This is a genomic window from Streptomyces sp. MA5143a, assembly GCF_900290235.1.
GTDB lineage: Bacteria > Actinomycetota > Actinomycetes > Streptomycetales > Streptomycetaceae > Streptomyces.
The window spans coordinates 47,566-64,204 of the sequence record NZ_OLMK01000076.1; the positions used below are offsets into that span (position 1 = coordinate 47,566).

Below are 16,639 nucleotides of genomic sequence, written 5' to 3' on the forward strand. Positions count from 1 at the left end.
AGAGGGTTCATGGAGACGGCGGAGGCGACGGCGGCGGAACGCCCTGGGCTGCGCGAACGGAAGAAGCAGCGCACCCACGACGCACTGCTGCGGGCCGCCCTGGAGCTGTTCACGACCCAGGGGTACGAGGCGACGACCGTCGACGAGATCGCCGAGGCCGTGGACGTCTCGCAGCGCACCTTCTTCCGCTACTTCACCGGCAAGGAGGAGGCCGCCCTCGCGGTCGTCGACCTCGGCCAGGAGCACTTCGTCGCGGCCCTGCGGGCCCGGCCCGCGCACGAGGCCCCGCTGGAGGCCCTGCGCAACGCCCTCCTGGAGGGCTGGGACGCCATCGGCGAGGCCGTCGCGCGGATCGTCCCCGTCGACCTCTATCTGCGCAGTTACGGGATGATCGAGTCGACGCCCGCGCTGCTCGCCGCGCATCTGCGCCGCACGGACGAGGTGGCCCGCGAGATCGAGGCGATCGTCGCCGAGCGCGAGGGAGTCGATGTCCGCACCGACCCCCGGCCCCGGGTGGCGGTGGCCGTCTTCGCCGGAGTCATGCGCGTCACCGAACGCCTGTGGGCCATGGGCGGCGACCTGAGCATGGAGGCGATGCGGGAACTGACCGCCGCCCACCTGGACGCCGTACGGCCCTCACTGGCCGAGAAGTGGCGGAATGTCTGAAATACCCTCATAACACCACCATCGGGACGCTCTCTGCACACCCCGCGGAACAGACGCGCTCAAACGTGATCCCTCTCACTCGGTTAACGCGAGACCCTTCCGTTCTCTTAGTGTGTCCTTTCAGTGACTTCCTTCGACTCCTCCCCGCAACTGAACGTCTGGCGCGCACTGCTGGCGCTGGCCGTCGTTTTCGTGATGCTGGCGACCACCGGCTGGACCGCGATCCGCAGTCATCGGGGGGAGTCGCCGCTACAGGCGTCGCTCTCCGCGTGGCGGCACGGACACCTCGACGGGCGTGAACTGCCCGACGCGGAGTCGTCCCCGCACCGGCTGACCGCCTTCTTCGCCTCGCTCACCGATCAGCAGCAGCGGCGGCTCGCCCACCGCTACCCGCTCGCGGTCGGCAACATGAACGGCGCCCCCGTCGAGCTGCGCTACCGCGCCAACCGCGTCGCGCTCCGGCAGCAGAGCAAACGCGAACGGGCCCGCACGCACGACGAACGGCTCTCCGCGACCGGCCAGTACGAGGCGACCCGGCGCATGCACCGCTATGTCTCGCTGGCGGACGAGGACCGGCAGATCCTCGCCTTCGACCCCGAGGGCTCCGGCCGGGTCGCCGAGGTCTTCGGCAACCTCGACAAGGCGGAGCGCGTCTCGGTCGTCGTCCCCGGCGTCGACACCGACATCCTCAACTTCCAGCGCACCAACCGCCGGTACTCGGCGCCCGTCGGCATGGCCAAGGCGCTGTACCGGGCGGAGCGCACGGCGAGCACCCGGACGCGTACCGCCGTGATCGCCTGGGCCGACTACACCGCGCCCGACGGTCTCGGCCTCGACTCGGCCACCGCACTCCGCGCCGAACGGGGCGCGGTCCGGTTGAACACACTGGTCAGGGCGCTGCCCGGCGGGTCCACCGTCGCTCTGGTGTGCCACAGCTACGGCTCGGTGGTGTGCGGGGTCGCCGCACGCTCCCTGCCGTCGCGGGTCACGGACATCGCGGTCGCCGGCAGCCCCGGCATGCGGACCGAGAAGGTCTCCTCGCTGCGCACGGCGGCCCGGGTGTGGGCCATGCGGGACGGCGACGACTGGGTCCAGGACGTGCCGTACCTGGAGGTCGGCGGGCTCGGTCACGGCGCCGACCCGATGTCGGCGGAGTTCGGGGCGCGCCTGCTGTCGGCGTCCAACGCCGAGGGGCACAGCGGCTACTTCGAGCCCGGGACCGTGAGCCTGTACAACTTCGCGGAGATCGGGATCGGCGCCTACCACCTGGTGGAGTGCGCGCGGAAGAACGACGGGTGCCGGGCGGGTCTGCCGGACAGCAGCGCCGCCTGACGCGCGTAGAGGCCGCAAAAGTGCGGTTCGCCACGGGTCGGGACTTCGCCGCCCCGTCCGCATACGATGAGCCGCATGGGTGACGTACTGGCCGGATTTCATGCCGCCTGGGAGTTCGAGTCCGACTCCGTGCTCATCCGCTTCGAACGGGGGATCCGAACACCGAAACTGTTCCAGGCGCTCGGCGAGCGACGTGTCCCCCTGGAGGCGATCGCGGGGGTGACGCTCACACCGGGCAAGCGGGGCACCGTCGTCCTGCGGGCCGTGCCGCGGCCGGGCGCCGACCCGCTGATGGAGGCGGCGGCGGATCAGCTGAAGGAGGGCTCCGATCCCTACCGGCTGGTGCTGCCGGCCGAGCGGGAGACCCTCGCCGAGTACTACGCGGACGAACTGCGGGCCCGGCTGACCGAGTCGGGGCCGGCCGAGCGGTTCCTGGTGGCGGCGCCGGAGGCGCCGTTGCAGTTCAAGGCGTACGACGGGAAGGCGTCGTTCGACGGGCGGTCGGTGTCGTTCCGGTGGTCCTGGACGGGTGCCTCCTCGGCGAAGTGGAAGGCCGGCGACCAGAGTTTCCCGGTGAGCGGGCTGAGCGGGGTCGAGTGGCGGTCGCCGGAGGTCTTCGAGGGGTATCTGCGGCTGCTGCGGCGGGACACCGCCGGTGACCGCCCGCCCCAGCCCGACCATGATCCGGCCGCCGTGGTGTTCGGGCTGGGGTACGGGCCGGTGCACGAGTCGCTGCCGTTCGCCGCGGCGGTCCTGGCGGCGACGCGGTCCACGGGCGCCGGGGCCCTGGCTCCGGTCGCGGCCGGGGCCCGACGGGACCCGGCCGACATCGCCGACCGGATCCGGCACCTCGGGGAGCTGCACGAGGCGGGGCTGGTCACCGACGAGGAGTTCAGCGCGAAGAAGGCGGAACTCCTCGCGGAACTGTGAGCCCCGGACCACTCCCTGCCCGATACTCCCTACCTGTTACTCCCCACCTGTTACTCCCTGCCTGCCGACGTGAACCTCATGTCCGGGTAGCGGTCGCCCGCCACCCCGGCCGCAATCGGCTCCAGTAGGGCCAGGTCCGCCTCGGTCAGGGCGAGCCTCGTGGCCGCGGCGTTCTCCTCGATCCGGCCCGGCTTGCGGGTCCCCGGGATGGGGACGACCGGGAGGTCGTGCACGGACGCCCGGTGGTGGACCCAGGCGAGGGCGACCTGACCGGGGGAGGCGCCGTGGGCTTCGGCGACCTGGCGGATCGGGTCGAGGAGAGCCGCGTTCGCGGCGGCGTTGTCGCCGGTGAAGCGGGGCTGGTGGCGACGGAAGTCGTCGGCGGTGAGGTCCTCGGCCCTGGCGAAGGAACCGGTGAGGAAGCCCCGGCCGAGCGGGGAGTACGCCACGAGTGCCACGCCGAGGTCACGGGCCGCGGGAACCACGGTGGCCTCGATGTCCCGGCTGAAGAGGGACCACTCGGACTGGAGGGCGGCGATGGGGTGCACGGCGTGCGCGGCACGGAGCTCCCCGGCCGTGACCTCGCTGAGCCCCAGGTGCTTCACCTTGCCCTCGCGGACCAGTTCGGCCATGACGCCGACGGACTCCTCGATGGGGACGTCCACGTCCCGGCGGTGCATGTAGTAGAGGTCGATCGCCTCGACGTCGAGGCGTCGCAGACTGCCCTCGACGGACTCGCGGATGTGCGGGGCGTCGTTGCGGATGATCCGCCTGGTCGGGTCGTCCGGGTCCACGGCCAGGCCGAACTTCGTGGCGATGACGACCTCGTCGCGGTGCGCCTTCAGGAACGGTGAGAGGAACTTCTCGTTCTCCCCCGCGCCGTAGGCGTGGGCCGTGTCGTAGAGGGTGACGCCCAGCTCCAGCGCCCGCTCCAGGGTGGCCCGGGACTCGGCCGCGTCCGAGGGGCCGTACGCGAAGCTCATGCCCATGCAGCCGAGGCCCTGTACGCCGACCTCGGGGCCGTCGGCTCCCAGTCGTGCCTTCGCGATCGTGCCGTTCGAGCCGTTCGTCATGAGGCCCTCTCCGACGCCAGGGCCTGCCCGGCGTCCGCATAGAAATTGATCTTCCGGTCGAGCACGGCCAGGGTGTCCTGGAGCTCGGCGATCCGGGACAGGACGTCGTCCCGGGTCGACTTGAGCAGGTCGAAGCGCTCGGCGTAGGTGTGGTCGCCCTCGCGCACCAGCTCCGCGTACCGGACCATGTCGGCGACCGGCATCCCGGTGAGCCGGAGCTTGCCGACGAGGTCGAGCCAGTCGAGGTCGCGGTTGCGGTAGCGGCGCTGGCCGGTGTGCGAGCGGTCGATGTGCGGCATCAGGCCGATCCGCTCGTACCAGCGCAGGGTGTGCGCCGTCAGACCGGTGAGGGTGACGACCTCGCTGATCGTGTACTTGTCCTGCCCGTCCGGCCGCCGGGGCTGCCGCGGCGGTCCGGCACAACTGTCGGCACTGGCAGTGCTGGTGGTACTCGTGGTCTCCATCACCGTCATGCCCACCACGCTAAAACCTTGGAGTGGGCTCCAAGCAAGCGAATGCGGTGAGAAAACACGAGGACGTGACGTGGGCCCGCTGGCTAGCGTGCGGGACATGGGTCTCGTACGACGTGCCACGGACGGGGACGCGGGGGAAGTGCTCCGACTGCGTCAGGTGATGATCGACTCCTTGGCCGGGACTCCCGGCGCCACGGACTGGCACACCGCCTCGCTGCCCACACTGACCGCCGAACTCACCGACCCCGGCGCCAGGTTCGCCGCGTTCGTCGTCGACTTCCCAGGGCGGCCCGGCACGTTGGCCGCGCTGGCGGCGGGGACGCTGGAGTACCGGATCGGGCGGGCCGGCAATCCGCACGGGCTGATCGGGTACGTCTTCAGCGTCGCCACGGACCCGGACGCCCGCCGCCGGGGGTACGCCCGCACCTGCGTGGAGGAGCTCCTGGACTGGTTCCGGGAACGAGGCGCCGGGTATGTCATGCTCACCGCATCGCCGGACGCGGAGCCGCTGTACACGTCCATGGGGTTCACCCGGGACGCGGACCCCTCGATGCGTCTGCTCTTCGGGCCCGCATAGGCTCGTCGTATGTCCTTGCAGAGCCTCGCCCTGATCGAGAACTGGCCGGTCCCCACGGCCGCCGCGGCCGTCGTCCGGGCGGACGGCACCGTCCTCGGGTCGCACGGCCCCACCGGGCACCGTTTCCCCCTGGCCTCGGTCACCAAGCCGCTCGCCGCGTACGCGGTGCTCGTCGCGTACGAGGAGGGGGCGATCGAGCTGGACGAACCGGTCGGGCCCGCGGGGGCGACCGTACGGCATCTGCTGGCGCACACCTCGGGGCTGGCCTTCGACGAGCACCGGGCGATGTCGGCGCCCGGGGAGCGGCGGCTGTACTCCAACGCCGGGTTCGAGGTGCTCGGGGACCATGTGGCGAAGGCGACGGACATCCCGTTCGCCGAGTACCTGCGGCAGGCGGTGCTCGCACCGCTGGGGATGACCGCGACCACGCTCGACGGGTCACCGGCCAAGGACGGCGTGTCCACCGTCGACGACCTCGTCCGGTTCGCCGCCGAGGTGCAGGCGCCCCGGCTGCTCGACCCGCGCACGGTCGCCGAGGCGATGACCGTGCAGTACCCCGGCACGAAGGGCGTGCTGCCGGGGTACGGGCACCAGAACCCCAACGACTGGGGGCTCGGTTTCGAGATCCGGGACTCCAAGTCACCCCACTGGACCGGGAAGTCGTCGTCGCCGGGCACGTTCGGACACTTCGGCCAGTCGGGCACGTTCCTGTGGATCGACCCGACGGCGGGCCTCGCCTGCGTCGCCCTGACGGACCGGCCGTTCGGCCCGTGGGCGATCGAGGCGTGGACGCCGTTCACGGACGCGGTGCTCGCCGAGATCCAGGGCTGAGGCACGTCACCCACCGGCGGACGAGTACCTGATTCCCACCCCCGCGCCACGACTCCTCGCTTACGCTCGACTACGCAACGAGACGAACGCCGCGAGGCGTTGGAGGCCGGAGGCAGCACGGTGGCCCACACCCAACCACTCGATCCCAGCGCGTCCCCGCTCGACTACTACGGCTGGGAACTCCGTCGGCAGCGCGAGGCCCACGGCCTCAGACAGGGCCAGCTCGGCGACATCATCTTCTGCTCGGCCTCGTTGATCGGGCAGATCGAGACCACGAGGAAGATCCCCACCCGTGACTTCTCCGAGCGTGTGGACGCGGCGCTCGGCACGGACGGTGTCTTCTCCCGGCTGATCGGCCTCGTGCTGCGCAGTCAGCTGCCCAGCTGGTTCCAGCCGTACGCGGAGATGGAGGCGAAGGCCACCTACATCTCGACGTACCAGGCGCAGGTGGTGTACGGGCTGTTGCAGACGGAGGAGTACGCGCGGGCGGTCCTGGCCACCGGCATGCCGGACGACCTCGACGGCCTGGTCGCGGCGCGGATGGAGCGCCAGCGCATCCTGGAGAGGGAGCAGCCGCCGCTCTCCTGGGCGATTCTCGACGAGGCGGTGCTGCACCGGCCCATCGGTGGCCCTGAGGTCATGCGGGGGCAACTGACCCGGCTGTTGGAGTTCAGCGGGCACCGGTGGATGCGGGTGCAGGTGTTGCCGTACAGAGCAGGTGAACACACGAGCCTGGACGGGGCGTTCAACCTCCTCCGTTTCGAGGACGACCCGGACATCATCTACACGGAGGACCTGATCTCCGGCCATATGACGGCCGACCCGGGCGCCATCAGGGAAGCCGCACGCCGTTACGCTCATCTCCAGGCCGCCGCTCTGTCCGTTGAGGCTTCGGCGGAGTTGATCAACCGTGTGATGGAGGAGCGTTATGGAGAACAGCCCCGACCTGACGAAAGCACGGTGGCGTAAGTCCAGCTTCAGCGGTAGCACCGGCGGCGACTGCGTCGAGGTGGCCGACGGCTTCCCCGGCGCGGTCCCCGTGCGCGACAGCAAGAACACCGGTGGCCCCGTCCTGCTCGTCGGCCCGGACGCCTGGCGGACCTTCGTGGACGGCCTGCGCCGGTAGCGCGCACCGGACCCGGTGCTCGCCGGGACGCACGGTAACTGCGCCCCCCGAGAAGGCTGTTGATCCACTCGGATAACCTCCCCATGCACACACGCCACAGCAGACGCGGAGCCTCGGGGGAGACGATGGGCGAGGTACGAGCGGGCGGGCAGTTCCGTCCGCTGGACGACAGCGATCCGAGAGCCGTGGCGGGTTACCGGCTCGCCGCCCGGCTCGGCTCGGGCGGCATGGGCACGGTGTATCTGTCGTACACCCCCGGCGGGCACCCCATCGCCCTCAAGACGATCCGGCCGGAGCTGAGCGAGGATCCCGAGTTCCGCCGCAGGTTCCGGCAGGAGGTGCAGGCCGCCCAGCGGGTCCAGGGCCTGTACACCGCGCCGGTCATCGACTACGACACCGAGGGCGACCGGCCGTGGCTGGCCACCGCCTACGTGCCGGGGCCGTCGCTGCACTCCGCCGTCGCCGAGCACGGCGCGCTGCCGGTCACCTCCGTCCTGCTGCTGCTCGCCGGGGTCGCCGAAGCGCTGAAGGTCATCCACGCGGCCGGCATCGTCCACCGCGACCTCAAGCCGACCAATGTGCTGCTCACCTCCGACGGCCCCCGGGTCATCGACTTCGGCATCGCGCGTGCCGCCGACGCCACCGCCCTCACCGGCACGGGCGTGTCGATCGGCACCCCGGCTTTCATGTCGCCCGAGCAGGCGGCCGGCAAGCCCATCACGCCCGCGTCGGACGTGTTCGCGCTGGGACAGGTGGCGGCGTACGCGGGTCGGGGCAGCGGCGCGTACGGCGACGGGCCCTCGCACGCCGTGCTGTACCGCATCGTCCACGAGGAGCCGGACCTCTCCGGTCTCCCCGGCGAACTCGGCTTCGTCGGGCGCTGCCTGGCGAAGAACCCCGAGGACCGGCCCTCGCCCGAAGAGGTCATCGCGCTGTGCCAGGAGGCCTCGCCCGCCCCGCTGGTCCAGTCCGGCACCTGGCTGCCGGAGGCGATCGGCGCCGACATCACACGCCGGGTCTCGGCGTCGGCGGAGTTGCTGGCGGCGGGGAACGCCGCGGCGGAGCCACCGACCCGCGTGCTCCCGCCGGTTCCGCCCACCGCCCCGGTGACCCAGCAGGACGTCGGGGCCGTCGGCCGGGCCGCGCCGCCGGTGCACGCGGCGCCGACCATGCACGCCGGGCGCGCCGCCCCGGCGACCCCGCCCGCGCCCCAGCCCATCGCCTACGTCGCGCAGCCGGCGCCGACCACCATGCCGACGTACCGGACGCCTTATCCGCAACCGCCGCATCCTCAACCGCCGCAGATGTGGCACCCGCAGCCCCAGCCGCGCCCCATGCCCCTTCCGCCTCCCAAGAACAGCGTTGGCAAGTGGCTCGCCATCGGCGTCGCCACCCTGTCCGTCCTGATGTGGCTCGGCGGCTGCGCGGCGTTCATCCAGTCGTTCGACGGCTCGTCGGACGACTCCACGGGCGGCTCCGGAAACACGAGCGCCAAGCCGCTGCCCAACCCGAAGCCCGTCACGTACAAGGGCATCAACATCCCCGACTACTACTACGTGGAGTTCGCGGACTCCCCGCCCAAGCCCCAGAGCGAGGAGGACGGCGACCTCTGGGGCGGCGACCTGTCCTACTACGACGACGAGATTCGCAGCGGGAACAACAAGATCGTCCTGCTGAACAACGCCCAGAAGGGCTCCCTGAAGACCTGCCGCGAGGAGACCCGGTTCGCCGAGAGCGTGTCGTTGTCGCAGCTCTCGAAGGGCACGCAGCTCTGCGTGCACACCGACTCCGGCCACATCGCACTGGTCACCTACCAGGGCAAGGCCCCGGAGAACGACCCCAGCGACTACGTCTCCGTGGACCTCACGATCTGGCGCAACGCGGAGGAGCCGGAGAGCGACGGCTGACCCCGTCTCACTCCCCCAGCTCCCAGACCAGCACCTCCGCAGGTACGGCCGTCCCGACCAGCTCCAGCCCCTTCTCCCCCTCCACCCGCACCGAGTCGCCGGGGCCCAGCTCATGGGGGCCGAGGCGGGCCGTGCCGTGGACGACGTGGACGTACGCGCGGGGCGCGTCCGGTACGGCGGTGCGCTCGGCCGGGGTGGTCAGGCGGCGGACGTGCAGCATGGCGCCGGCCTCGGGGACGGCGTACGGGGTGGAGTCGGCGATGCCGCGGACGATCTCGTAGGCGGGGTCGCCGCCGGGGGCCGTCGGGGCCAGCCACATCTGTACGAAGGTCAGCGGCTCCGTGCCGTCGTTGCGTTCCACGTGCCGGACGCCGCCCGCCGAGCTGAGCCGCTGGACGTCGCCGGGGCGGACCAGCGTCTCGTGGCCGGTGGTGTCGCGATGGGTCAGCTCGCCCTCGACGACCCAGGTGACGATCTCGGTGTGGCTGTGCGGGTGCTCGTCGAACCCTGCGCCCGGCGCGAGCCGCTCCTCGTTGCACGCGATCAACGCCCCGAACCGGAGGTTGTCCGGGTCGTAGTGCGCCCCGAAGGAGAAGGCGTGGAAGGAGGAGATGCCGGCCGAGGAGTCTCCGCCCGGATAGCGCTCGTCGGCGCGCCGTACGTCCATCACGCACCCACCGTAGCCCGGCCGACCGCTCAGGGGCCCGGGGGCGCGGCCCCGGCTGACGCGCACCCCAGCTCACGCACCCTACGGCGCACGCCAGCGCGGCGATAAGGCACTCTAGGTCCCGTGCCCGAACCAGAAGCCAGCAAGTCCGAGACCGCACCGTACGTCCACGCGCACTCCGCGACGTTGAAGCGGCTGGAGAAGTCGTCCGGAAGCCTCGCCGCGCAGGCCATCGCGCGGATGGACGAGACGCTGCCCTGGTACCGGGCGATGCCGCCCGAGAACCGGTCGTGGATCGGACTGGTCGCCCAGGCGGGTATCGCGGCGTTCACGGAGTGGTTCCGGCACCCGGACGCCCCCCAGGCGATCTCGACGGACGTGTTCGGGACCGCGCCGCGCGAACTGACCCGGGCGATCACGCTCCGCCAGACCGTCGAGATGGTGCGGACGACCATCGAGGTCATGGAGTCCGCGATCGACGAGGTCGCGGCCCCCGGCGACGAGAGCGTGCTGCGCGAGGCGCTGCTGGTGTACGCGCGGGAGATCGCGTTCGCCACCGCCCAGGTGTACGCGCAGGCCGCCGAGGCCCGGGGCGCGTGGGACGCCCGCCTGGAGTCCCTGGTCGTGAACGCGGTGCTCAGCGGCGAGGCCGACGAGGGCGCGGTGAGCCGGGCCGCCGCCCTCGGCTGGAACTCGCCCGAGCATGTGTGCGTGGTCCTCGGCACGGCCCCCGACGGTGACAGCGAGCTGACCGTGGAGGCCATCCGCCGGGCGGCCCGGCACGCCAAGCTCCAGGTGCTCACGGGTGTGCTCGGCGACCGGCTCGTGGTGATCGCCGGCGGCAACAACGACCCCTTGCAGGTGGCGAAGTCGCTGATCGGCCCGTATGCGGCGGGCCCGGTCGTGGCGGGGCCGATCGTGCCCGACCTGCTGGCCGCGACCAGGTCCGCGCAGGCGGCGGCCGCGGGCCTCAAGGCCTGTTCCGCCTGGCAGGACGCGCCCCGGCCCGTGCTGGCGGACGATCTGCTTCCGGAGCGCGCGATCGCGGGCGACCCCAACGCGCGCGAGCAGTTGGTGGAGGAGATCTACAGACCGCTGGAGGAGGCCGGCTCCGCGCTCCTGGAGACACTCAGCGTCTATCTCGAACAGGCGTCCAGTCTGGAGGGTGCGGCGCGGATGCTGTTCGTCCATCCCAACACCGTGCGCTACCGGCTTCGACGTGTGACTGACGTCACCGGCTGGTCGCCCTCCGATGTACGCTCTGCGTTCACGTTGCGGATCGCGCTGATCCTGGGGCGTCTGGTCGATGGGGATCACCAGCTCTAGGGTTTTGTCGGAGGGCTACAAAAGGCCCTGCTGTTCTTCGTCCCTGTCCTCACGGGCGGCTTCGGCCGTCCCCAAGAGAGAGTGTGAGAGTGCTCGTACTCGTCGCTCCCGGCCAGGGCGCCCAGACGCCCGGCTTCCTGAACCCTTGGCTCGAACTGCCCGGTGCCGCCGACCGTATCGCCGCGTGGTCGGACGCCATCGGACTCGACCTCGCCCACTACGGGACGCAGGCCGAGGCCGACGACATCCGGGACACCGCCGTCGCCCAGCCGCTGCTGGTCGCCGCGGGACTGCTGTCCGCCACCGCTCTCGGGGACGTCTCCCCCGGCGCGGTCGCGGGCCACAGCGTCGGTGAGATCACCGCCGCCGCCTTCGCCGGTGTCCTCGACGACACGGCCGCGCTGACCCTCGTGCGCAAGCGGGGTCTGGCGATGGCCGAGGCCGCCGCGATCACCGAGACCGGTATGTCCGCGCTGCTCGGCGGCGACCCGGCGACGACGGTGCCGCACCTGGAGAAACTGGGGCTGACCCCGGCGAACATGAACGGCGCGGGCCAGATCGTGGCCGCGGGCACCCTGGAGCAACTGGCCGCCCTGGCGGAGGACAAGCCCGAGGGCGTCCGCAAGGTCGTGGCGCTCAAGGTCGCCGGCGCCTTCCACACGCACCACATGGGCCCGGCCGTGGACGCGCTCGCCAAGGCCGCCGAGGCCCTGGCGCCCGCGGACCCGACCGTCACCTATGTCTCCAACAAGGACGGCAAGGCCGTCGCGACCGGCGCCGAGGTGCTGGAGCGGCTGGTCGGACAGGTCGCCAACCCGGTCCGCTGGGACCTGTGCATGGAGACCTTCAAGGAGCTGGGCGTGACCGGCCTGATCGAGGTCTGCCCCGGCGGTACGCTCACCGGTCTCGCCAAGCGCGCGCTGCCTGGCGTACGGACGGTGGCCCTCAAGACTCCCGACGACCTCGACGCCGCTCGTGAGCTCGTGGCCGAGACATCGACACCTGCCGCTGACGCGGCGGGCGCCTGAGACCTTAGGAGCCAGACAGAAATGTCGAAGATCAGGCCGAGCAAGGGCGCCCCGTACGCACGCATCCTCGGCGTCGGCGGCTACCGCCCGGTCCGAGTGGTGCCCAACGACGTGATCCTGGAGCGGATCGACTCCTCCGACGAGTGGATCCGCTCCCGCTCCGGCATCGAGACCCGGCACTGGGCGAACGACGAGGAGACCGTCGCCGCCATGTCGATCGAGGCGTCCGGCAAGGCCATCGCGGACGCCGGCATCACCGCCGAGCAGATCGGCGCCGTGGTCGTGTCCACCGTCTCGCACTTCAGCCAGACCCCGGCCGTCGCCACGGAGATCGCCGACAAGCTCGGCACGGCGAAGGCCGCCGCCTTCGACATCTCGGCCGGCTGCGCGGGCTTCGGCTACGGCCTGACCCTCGCCAAGGGCATGGTCGTCGAGGGCTCCGCGGAGTACGTCCTCGTCATCGGCGTGGAACGGCTGTCGGACCTCACCGACCTGGAGGACCGGGCCACCGCGTTCCTCTTCGGTGACGGCGCCGGCGCGGTCGTCGTCGGCCCCTCCCAGGAGCCGCACATCGGCCCCACGGTCTGGGGCTCCGAGGGCGACAAAGCCGGAACGATCAAGCAGACGGTGCCCTGGAACGAGTACCGGATCGGTGACGTCGCCCAGCTCCCGGTGGACAGCGAGGGCAACGTCAAGTTCCCCGCGATCACCCAGGAAGGCCAGGCGGTGTTCCGCTGGGCCGTGTTCGAGATGGCGAAGGTCGCCAAGGAGGCGCTGGACGCCGCCGGACTCACCTCGGACGACCTGGACGTCTTCATCCCTCACCAGGCCAACGAGCGGATCATCGACTCGATGGTGAAGACACTCAAGCTGCCGGAGCACGTCACGGTCGCCCGCGATGTGCGCACCACCGGCAACACCTCGGCCGCCTCGATCCCGCTCGCCATGGAGCGGCTCCTGGCGACCGGCGAGGCGAAGAGCGGCGACACCGCGCTCGTCATCGGCTTCGGGGCGGGTCTCGTGTACGCAGCGACGGTCGTTACCCTCCCCTAGGCAACCGTTCCGGATCTTGCGATCCGGCGCGGTACAGCAACACCTGCCGCTGACGCGGCGAACGCCCACCCTCTGGATATCTACGAAGGAGCGCCCGACATGGCCGCCACTCAGGAAGAGATCGTCGCCGGTCTCGCCGACATCGTGAACGAGATCGCCGGCATCCCGGTCGAGGACGTCCAGCTGGACAAGTCCTTCACCGACGACCTGGACGTCGACTCCCTGTCCATGGTCGAGGTCGTCGTCGCCGCCGAAGAGCGCTTCGACGTCAAGATCCCGGACGACGACGTCAAGAACCTCAAGACCGTCGGCGACGCGACCGACTACATCCTCAAGCACCAGGCCTGATCCGCCGGGACCGGGTCCGGCCCGACGGCCGCCCGGTCCCCCGGAATCAGTCCGTCTGCCCCGCCACCCGGCGGTGGCGCCGCTGAATCCTCGTAACCGTTGGAGAACATTCCCGTGAGTTCGACCAATCGCACCGTGGTCGTCACCGGTATCGGCGCAACCACACCGCTGGGTGGCGACGCGACTTCCACCTGGGAGGGGCTGGTGGCCGGCAAGTCCGGTGTCCGCCCCCTGGAGCAGGACTGGGCCGCCGAACAGGCGGTCCGTATCGCGGCGCAGATCGCCGTCGAGCCGATCGAGGTCATCCCCCGGCCGCAGGCCCGCAAGCTGGACCGTTCGGCGCAGTTCGCGCTGATCGCGGCCAAGGAGGCGTGGGCCGACGCCGGTTACACCGAGACCTCCGCCGACGACGGCACCGTCGACGCCGACCGGGTCGGCACGGTCATCGCCTCCGGCATCGGTGGCGTGACGACGCTGCTCGACCAGTACGACGTGCTGAAGGACAAGGGCGTACGCCGCGTGTCCCCGCACACCGTGCCCATGCTGATGCCCAACGGCCCGTCCGCCAACGTCGGTCTGTACGTGGGGGCCCGTGCCGGTGTGCACACCCCCGTGTCCGCCTGCGCGTCGGGCGCCGAGGCCATCGGGTACGCCATCGAGATGATCCGCACCGGCCGCGCCGACGTCGTGGTCGCCGGTGGCACCGAGGCGGCGATCCACCCGCTGCCCATCGCCGCCTTCGGCAACATGATGGCGATGTCCAAGAACAACGAGAACCCGCAGGCCGCGTCGCGTCCGTACGACACCGCCCGTGACGGCTTCGTCCTCGGTGAGGGCGCGGGCGTCGTGGTCCTGGAGTCCGCGGAACACGCCGCCGCCCGCGGGGCCCGGGTGTACGCCGAGGCGGTCGGGCAGGGCATCTCCGCCGACGGCCACGACATCGTGCAGCCCGAGCCGGAGGGGCGGGGCATCGCCCACGCCCTCCAGAACCTGCTGGACCGCACCGACCTCGACCCGGCGGAGATCGTGCACGTCAACGCGCACGCGACGTCGACGCCGGCCGGTGACATCGCCGAACTGAAGGCGCTGCGCAAGGTGTTCGGCGACGACACCGACCACATGGCCGTGTCCGGTACGAAGTCCATGACCGGGCATCTGCTGGGCGGCGCCGGTGGCGTGGAGACCGTCGCGACGGTGCTCGCGCTGTACCACCGGGTGGCTCCGCCGACGATCAACGTCGACAACCTGGACCCGGAGGCCGAGGCCAACGCGGACGTGGTGCGGGGTGAGGCCCGCAAGCTGCCCGTGGAGGGCCGGATCGCCGCGCTGAACGACTCGTTCGGCTTCGGTGGGCACAACGTGGTGCTGGCGTTCAGGACGATCTGACACCGACGTCAGTCGAAGATGGCCCGGACTCTGGGAGGAGTTCGGGCCATTCGCCGTTGCCGGCCGCGTGTCGGCGGCTACACGACCTGGTGGAGCCAGCGGACCGGGGCGCCCTCGCCCGCGTACCTGAAGGGCTCCAGCTCGTCGTCCCACGGCTTGCCGAGGAGCTTGGCGATCTCCGCCTCCAGGTCCGTCTCGCCACCGCGGGATCTCGTCAGGGCCGCGCGCAGGCGGTCCTCCGGGATGAGGATGTCGCCGTGGATGCCGGTGACCGCGTGGAAGATGCCCAGGTCGGGGGTGCAGCTGTAGCGCTCGCCCTCGGCGGCGGGGCAGGGCTCGGCGGTGACCTCGAAGCGGAGCAGGTGCCAGCCGCGGAGCGCGGAGGCGAGCTGCGAGGCGGTGCCGGCCCGGCCCTGCCAGGAGAACTCCGAGCGCCAGGTGCCCGGCGCGGCCGGCTGACGGATCCAGTCGAGGTTCACCCGGGTGCCCAGAACGCCCGCGACGGCCCACTCCACGTGCGGGCACAGCGCGCGCGGCGCGGAGTGCACGTACAGAACTCCACGTGTCGTCACCGGGGCCTCCACAGAGCGGGATGTCTTGCAGTTTGACGGATCGGCAGTGGCAGAGCGGCCACGGGCCGAGGCTACCGTGCGGCGAGGTGGGGAGTGTGACGTACCGTCGGAGCGGGCGCCGGGAAGCAGCGCGGTTTCACCCGGCGGGACGCTTGTCCGACCCCTCGGTTGGGCCATCGGGGGGTGGACTCCCGGAAGAACTCGGCCATCTGAGGGGACGTCCGGAATGGCTGGATCAGTTGCGTCGTTCCTCACATCCGTCCCGGCCGCCCTCCGTGTCGGGAACCCTCGCGCGTTGTGAAGGGTGGGAACTTGCAGGGGGATGACCGAAGAGGGGACCAGGGGATGCGGAAGCGACGCCACCGTTCGAGGGCGGTGTCCGGTGCCGTGCTGACGGCGGCGCTGCTGGCGGTGACCGGCTGCGACGCCACCGGCGGCAACTCCCCCGGACCCGAGGGCACCGGCACGAAGGCCCGGCCCTCCGCGTCGCCGACCCCCGCCTGGGACAGCACCCCGCGCTCGCTGGTGGCGGTCGGTGACTCCATCACCCGTGGCTTCGACGCGTGCTCGGTGCTGTCGGACTGCCCCGAGGTGTCGTGGGCGACCGGCAGCGACGCCTCGGTGGACAGTCTCGCCGTACGGCTGCTCGGCCGGACCGGAGCGGCCGAGCGCAGCTGGAACTACGCGGTCACCGGGGCCCGGATGGCCGACCTGCCGAACCAGGTGGCGCGGGCGGTGACCCGGAAGCCGGAGCTGGTCACGGTCATGATCGGCGCGAACGACGCGTGCCGGGCGACCGCCGACGAGATGACCCCGGTCGCGGACTTCCGCGCCGACTTCCAGGACGCGATGGACACGCTCCGCGACAGCCTGCCCAAGGCACAGGTGTTCGTGACGAGCGTGCCCGATCTGAAGCGGCTGTGGTCCGAGGGGCGGACGAACCCGCTCGGCAAGCAGGTGTGGAAGCTCGGCATCTGCCCGTCCATGCTGGCCGACCCCGATGTCCTCACCACGGCGGCGACGGAGCGGCGGGAGGCCGTCCAGGACCGGGTGGAGGCGTACAACGACGTGCTGCGGGATGTGTGCGCCGAGGACCGCCACTGCCGGTACGACGGGGACGCCGTCTTCGACTACCGCTTCGGGCAGGCCCAGCTCAGCCAGTGGGACTGGTTCCATCCCAGTGTGGACGGCCAGGCACGGCTGGCGGAGATCGCCTACCGGATCATCAGCAGGAAGGGCGAGTGACCCCCCCCCCCCCCCCCCCCCCCCCCCCCCGCCCCCCCCCCCCCGCGGGGTGGGCGCCCTCGGGGCCGGGGGGGGGGGGGCCCCCCCCCCCCCCCTCCG

General features: G+C 71.4%; 18 protein-coding genes. 14 read left to right on the top strand and 4 right to left on the bottom strand.

The features are described 5' to 3' along the window. Positions 1 to 9 precede the first annotated feature (9 nt). The 3 genes from SMA5143A_RS30330 to SMA5143A_RS30340 all read left to right on the top strand — a co-directional run bounded on the left by SMA5143A_RS30330 (position 10) and on the right by SMA5143A_RS30340 (position 2,928). Positions 10 to 666, top strand: a complete 657-nt coding sequence (locus SMA5143A_RS30330) for a TetR family transcriptional regulator (RefSeq protein WP_107465960.1) — start codon at positions 10 to 12, stop codon at positions 664 to 666. A gap of 123 nt (positions 667 to 789) precedes the next feature. After that, positions 790 to 1,998: an alpha/beta hydrolase gene (locus SMA5143A_RS30335; protein ID WP_107465961.1), complete on the top strand. Its 1,209-nt coding sequence runs from the start codon at positions 790 to 792 to the stop codon at positions 1,996 to 1,998. A 75-nt stretch (positions 1,999 to 2,073) separates the two neighbouring features. Further along, on the top strand, positions 2,074 to 2,928 hold the full coding sequence (locus tag SMA5143A_RS30340) for a DUF4429 domain-containing protein (RefSeq protein WP_107465962.1): 855 nt from the start codon (positions 2,074 to 2,076) through the stop codon (positions 2,926 to 2,928). Positions 2,929 to 2,978: 50 nt separating this feature from the next. Here the strand turns inward: SMA5143A_RS30340 and SMA5143A_RS30345 are convergent, their stop codons facing one another. Next, positions 2,979 to 4,001, bottom strand: a complete 1,023-nt coding sequence (locus tag SMA5143A_RS30345; RefSeq protein WP_107465963.1) for an aldo/keto reductase — start codon at positions 3,999 to 4,001, stop codon at positions 2,979 to 2,981. After that, positions 3,998 to 4,474, bottom strand: coding sequence for a MerR family transcriptional regulator (locus SMA5143A_RS30350; protein ID WP_055539661.1), 477 nt, complete (start codon positions 4,472 to 4,474; stop codon positions 3,998 to 4,000). The genes SMA5143A_RS30345 and SMA5143A_RS30350 overlap by 4 nt, the downstream gene beginning before the upstream one ends. A gap of 97 nt (positions 4,475 to 4,571) precedes the next feature. Between SMA5143A_RS30350 and SMA5143A_RS30355 the strand changes: the two genes are divergently transcribed. The 5 genes from SMA5143A_RS30355 (at position 4,572) to SMA5143A_RS30375 (ending at position 8,915) form a co-directional block, all read left to right on the top strand. Then, positions 4,572 to 5,051: a GNAT family N-acetyltransferase gene (locus tag SMA5143A_RS30355; protein WP_107465964.1), complete on the top strand. Its 480-nt coding sequence runs from the start codon at positions 4,572 to 4,574 to the stop codon at positions 5,049 to 5,051. Between the two features lie 9 nt (positions 5,052 to 5,060). Continuing rightward, positions 5,061 to 5,882, top strand: a complete 822-nt coding sequence (locus tag SMA5143A_RS30360) for a serine hydrolase domain-containing protein (protein ID WP_107465965.1) — start codon at positions 5,061 to 5,063, stop codon at positions 5,880 to 5,882. A gap of 120 nt (positions 5,883 to 6,002) precedes the next feature. Then, a complete protein-coding gene (locus SMA5143A_RS30365; RefSeq protein WP_107465981.1) occupies positions 6,003 to 6,851 on the top strand; it encodes a helix-turn-helix domain-containing protein in 849 nt (282 codons plus the stop codon). Next, positions 6,811 to 7,008 carry a DUF397 domain-containing protein gene (locus SMA5143A_RS30370; protein ID WP_107465966.1) on the top strand — a complete coding sequence of 66 codons (198 nt, stop codon included), beginning with the start codon at positions 6,811 to 6,813 and terminating at the stop codon, positions 7,006 to 7,008. Before SMA5143A_RS30365 ends, SMA5143A_RS30370 begins: the two co-directional genes overlap by 41 nt. 83 nt (positions 7,009 to 7,091) lie before the next feature. Next, a complete protein-coding gene (locus tag SMA5143A_RS30375; protein WP_375136561.1) occupies positions 7,092 to 8,915 on the top strand; it encodes a serine/threonine-protein kinase in 1,824 nt (607 codons plus the stop codon). Between the two features lie 7 nt (positions 8,916 to 8,922). On the opposite strand, the gene SMA5143A_RS30380 is transcribed toward SMA5143A_RS30375, so the two are convergent. Beyond that, complete coding sequence (locus SMA5143A_RS30380; RefSeq protein WP_107465968.1) at positions 8,923 to 9,582, bottom strand: pirin family protein; 660 nt, start codon at positions 9,580 to 9,582, stop codon at positions 8,923 to 8,925. A gap of 123 nt (positions 9,583 to 9,705) precedes the next feature. Here SMA5143A_RS30380 and fasR point away from each other — a divergent pair, with 123 nt between their 5' ends. The 5 genes from fasR to SMA5143A_RS30405 all read left to right on the top strand — a co-directional run bounded on the left by fasR (position 9,706) and on the right by SMA5143A_RS30405 (position 14,723). Next, the gene (fasR, locus tag SMA5143A_RS30385) at positions 9,706 to 10,908 is read left to right on the top strand and encodes a fatty acid biosynthesis transcriptional regulator FasR (RefSeq protein ID WP_055520196.1); all 1,203 of its coding nucleotides are present in this window, start codon (positions 9,706 to 9,708) and stop codon (positions 10,906 to 10,908) included. Between the two features lie 89 nt (positions 10,909 to 10,997). Then, on the top strand, positions 10,998 to 11,936 hold the full coding sequence (locus SMA5143A_RS30390) for an ACP S-malonyltransferase (protein WP_107465969.1): 939 nt from the start codon (positions 10,998 to 11,000) through the stop codon (positions 11,934 to 11,936). Between the two features lie 21 nt (positions 11,937 to 11,957). Beyond that, positions 11,958 to 12,989: a ketoacyl-ACP synthase III gene (locus SMA5143A_RS30395; protein ID WP_107465970.1), complete on the top strand. Its 1,032-nt coding sequence runs from the start codon at positions 11,958 to 11,960 to the stop codon at positions 12,987 to 12,989. Between the two features lie 99 nt (positions 12,990 to 13,088). Beyond that, on the top strand, positions 13,089 to 13,337 hold the full coding sequence (locus SMA5143A_RS30400) for an acyl carrier protein (protein ID WP_007381745.1): 249 nt from the start codon (positions 13,089 to 13,091) through the stop codon (positions 13,335 to 13,337). Between the two features lie 114 nt (positions 13,338 to 13,451). Further along, positions 13,452 to 14,723 (top strand): beta-ketoacyl-[acyl-carrier-protein] synthase family protein, encoded by a 1,272-nt coding sequence (locus SMA5143A_RS30405; RefSeq protein ID WP_107465971.1) that lies wholly within the window; start codon positions 13,452 to 13,454, stop codon positions 14,721 to 14,723. A 77-nt stretch (positions 14,724 to 14,800) separates the two neighbouring features. Here the strand turns inward: SMA5143A_RS30405 and SMA5143A_RS30410 are convergent, their stop codons facing one another. Then, positions 14,801 to 15,295 carry a DUF3145 domain-containing protein gene (locus tag SMA5143A_RS30410; protein ID WP_107465972.1) on the bottom strand — a complete coding sequence of 165 codons (495 nt, stop codon included), beginning with the start codon at positions 15,293 to 15,295 and terminating at the stop codon, positions 14,801 to 14,803. Positions 15,296 to 15,640: 345 nt separating this feature from the next. On the opposite strand from SMA5143A_RS30410, the gene SMA5143A_RS30415 reads away from it, so the two are divergent. Then, entirely contained in the window at positions 15,641 to 16,540 is a 900-nt protein-coding gene (locus SMA5143A_RS30415; protein WP_181362069.1) for an SGNH/GDSL hydrolase family protein, read from the top strand. Positions 16,541 to 16,639 lie beyond the last annotated feature (99 nt).

Coding starts and splice junctions, on each gene's coding strand:
- SMA5143A_RS30395 (WP_107465970.1), top strand. CDS start 11,958: ATGTCGAAGATCAGGCCGAGCAAGGGCGCCCCGTACGCACGCATCCTC.
- SMA5143A_RS30330 (WP_107465960.1), top strand. CDS start 10: ATGGAGACGGCGGAGGCGACGGCGGCGGAACGCCCTGGGCTGCGCGAA.
- SMA5143A_RS30370 (WP_107465966.1), top strand. CDS start 6,811: ATGGAGAACAGCCCCGACCTGACGAAAGCACGGTGGCGTAAGTCCAGC.
- SMA5143A_RS30355 (WP_107465964.1), top strand. CDS start 4,572: ATGGGTCTCGTACGACGTGCCACGGACGGGGACGCGGGGGAAGTGCTC.
- SMA5143A_RS30415 (WP_181362069.1), top strand. CDS start 15,641: ATGCGGAAGCGACGCCACCGTTCGAGGGCGGTGTCCGGTGCCGTGCTG.
- SMA5143A_RS30340 (WP_107465962.1), top strand. CDS start 2,074: ATGGGTGACGTACTGGCCGGATTTCATGCCGCCTGGGAGTTCGAGTCC.
- SMA5143A_RS30350 (WP_055539661.1), bottom strand. CDS start 4,474: ATGACGGTGATGGAGACCACGAGTACCACCAGCACTGCCAGTGCCGAC.
- SMA5143A_RS30360 (WP_107465965.1), top strand. CDS start 5,061: ATGTCCTTGCAGAGCCTCGCCCTGATCGAGAACTGGCCGGTCCCCACG.
- SMA5143A_RS30375 (WP_375136561.1), top strand. CDS start 7,092: ATGCACACACGCCACAGCAGACGCGGAGCCTCGGGGGAGACGATGGGC.
- SMA5143A_RS30345 (WP_107465963.1), bottom strand. CDS start 4,001: ATGACGAACGGCTCGAACGGCACGATCGCGAAGGCACGACTGGGAGCC.
- SMA5143A_RS30380 (WP_107465968.1), bottom strand. CDS start 9,582: ATGGACGTACGGCGCGCCGACGAGCGCTATCCGGGCGGAGACTCCTCG.
- SMA5143A_RS30400 (WP_007381745.1), top strand. CDS start 13,089: ATGGCCGCCACTCAGGAAGAGATCGTCGCCGGTCTCGCCGACATCGTG.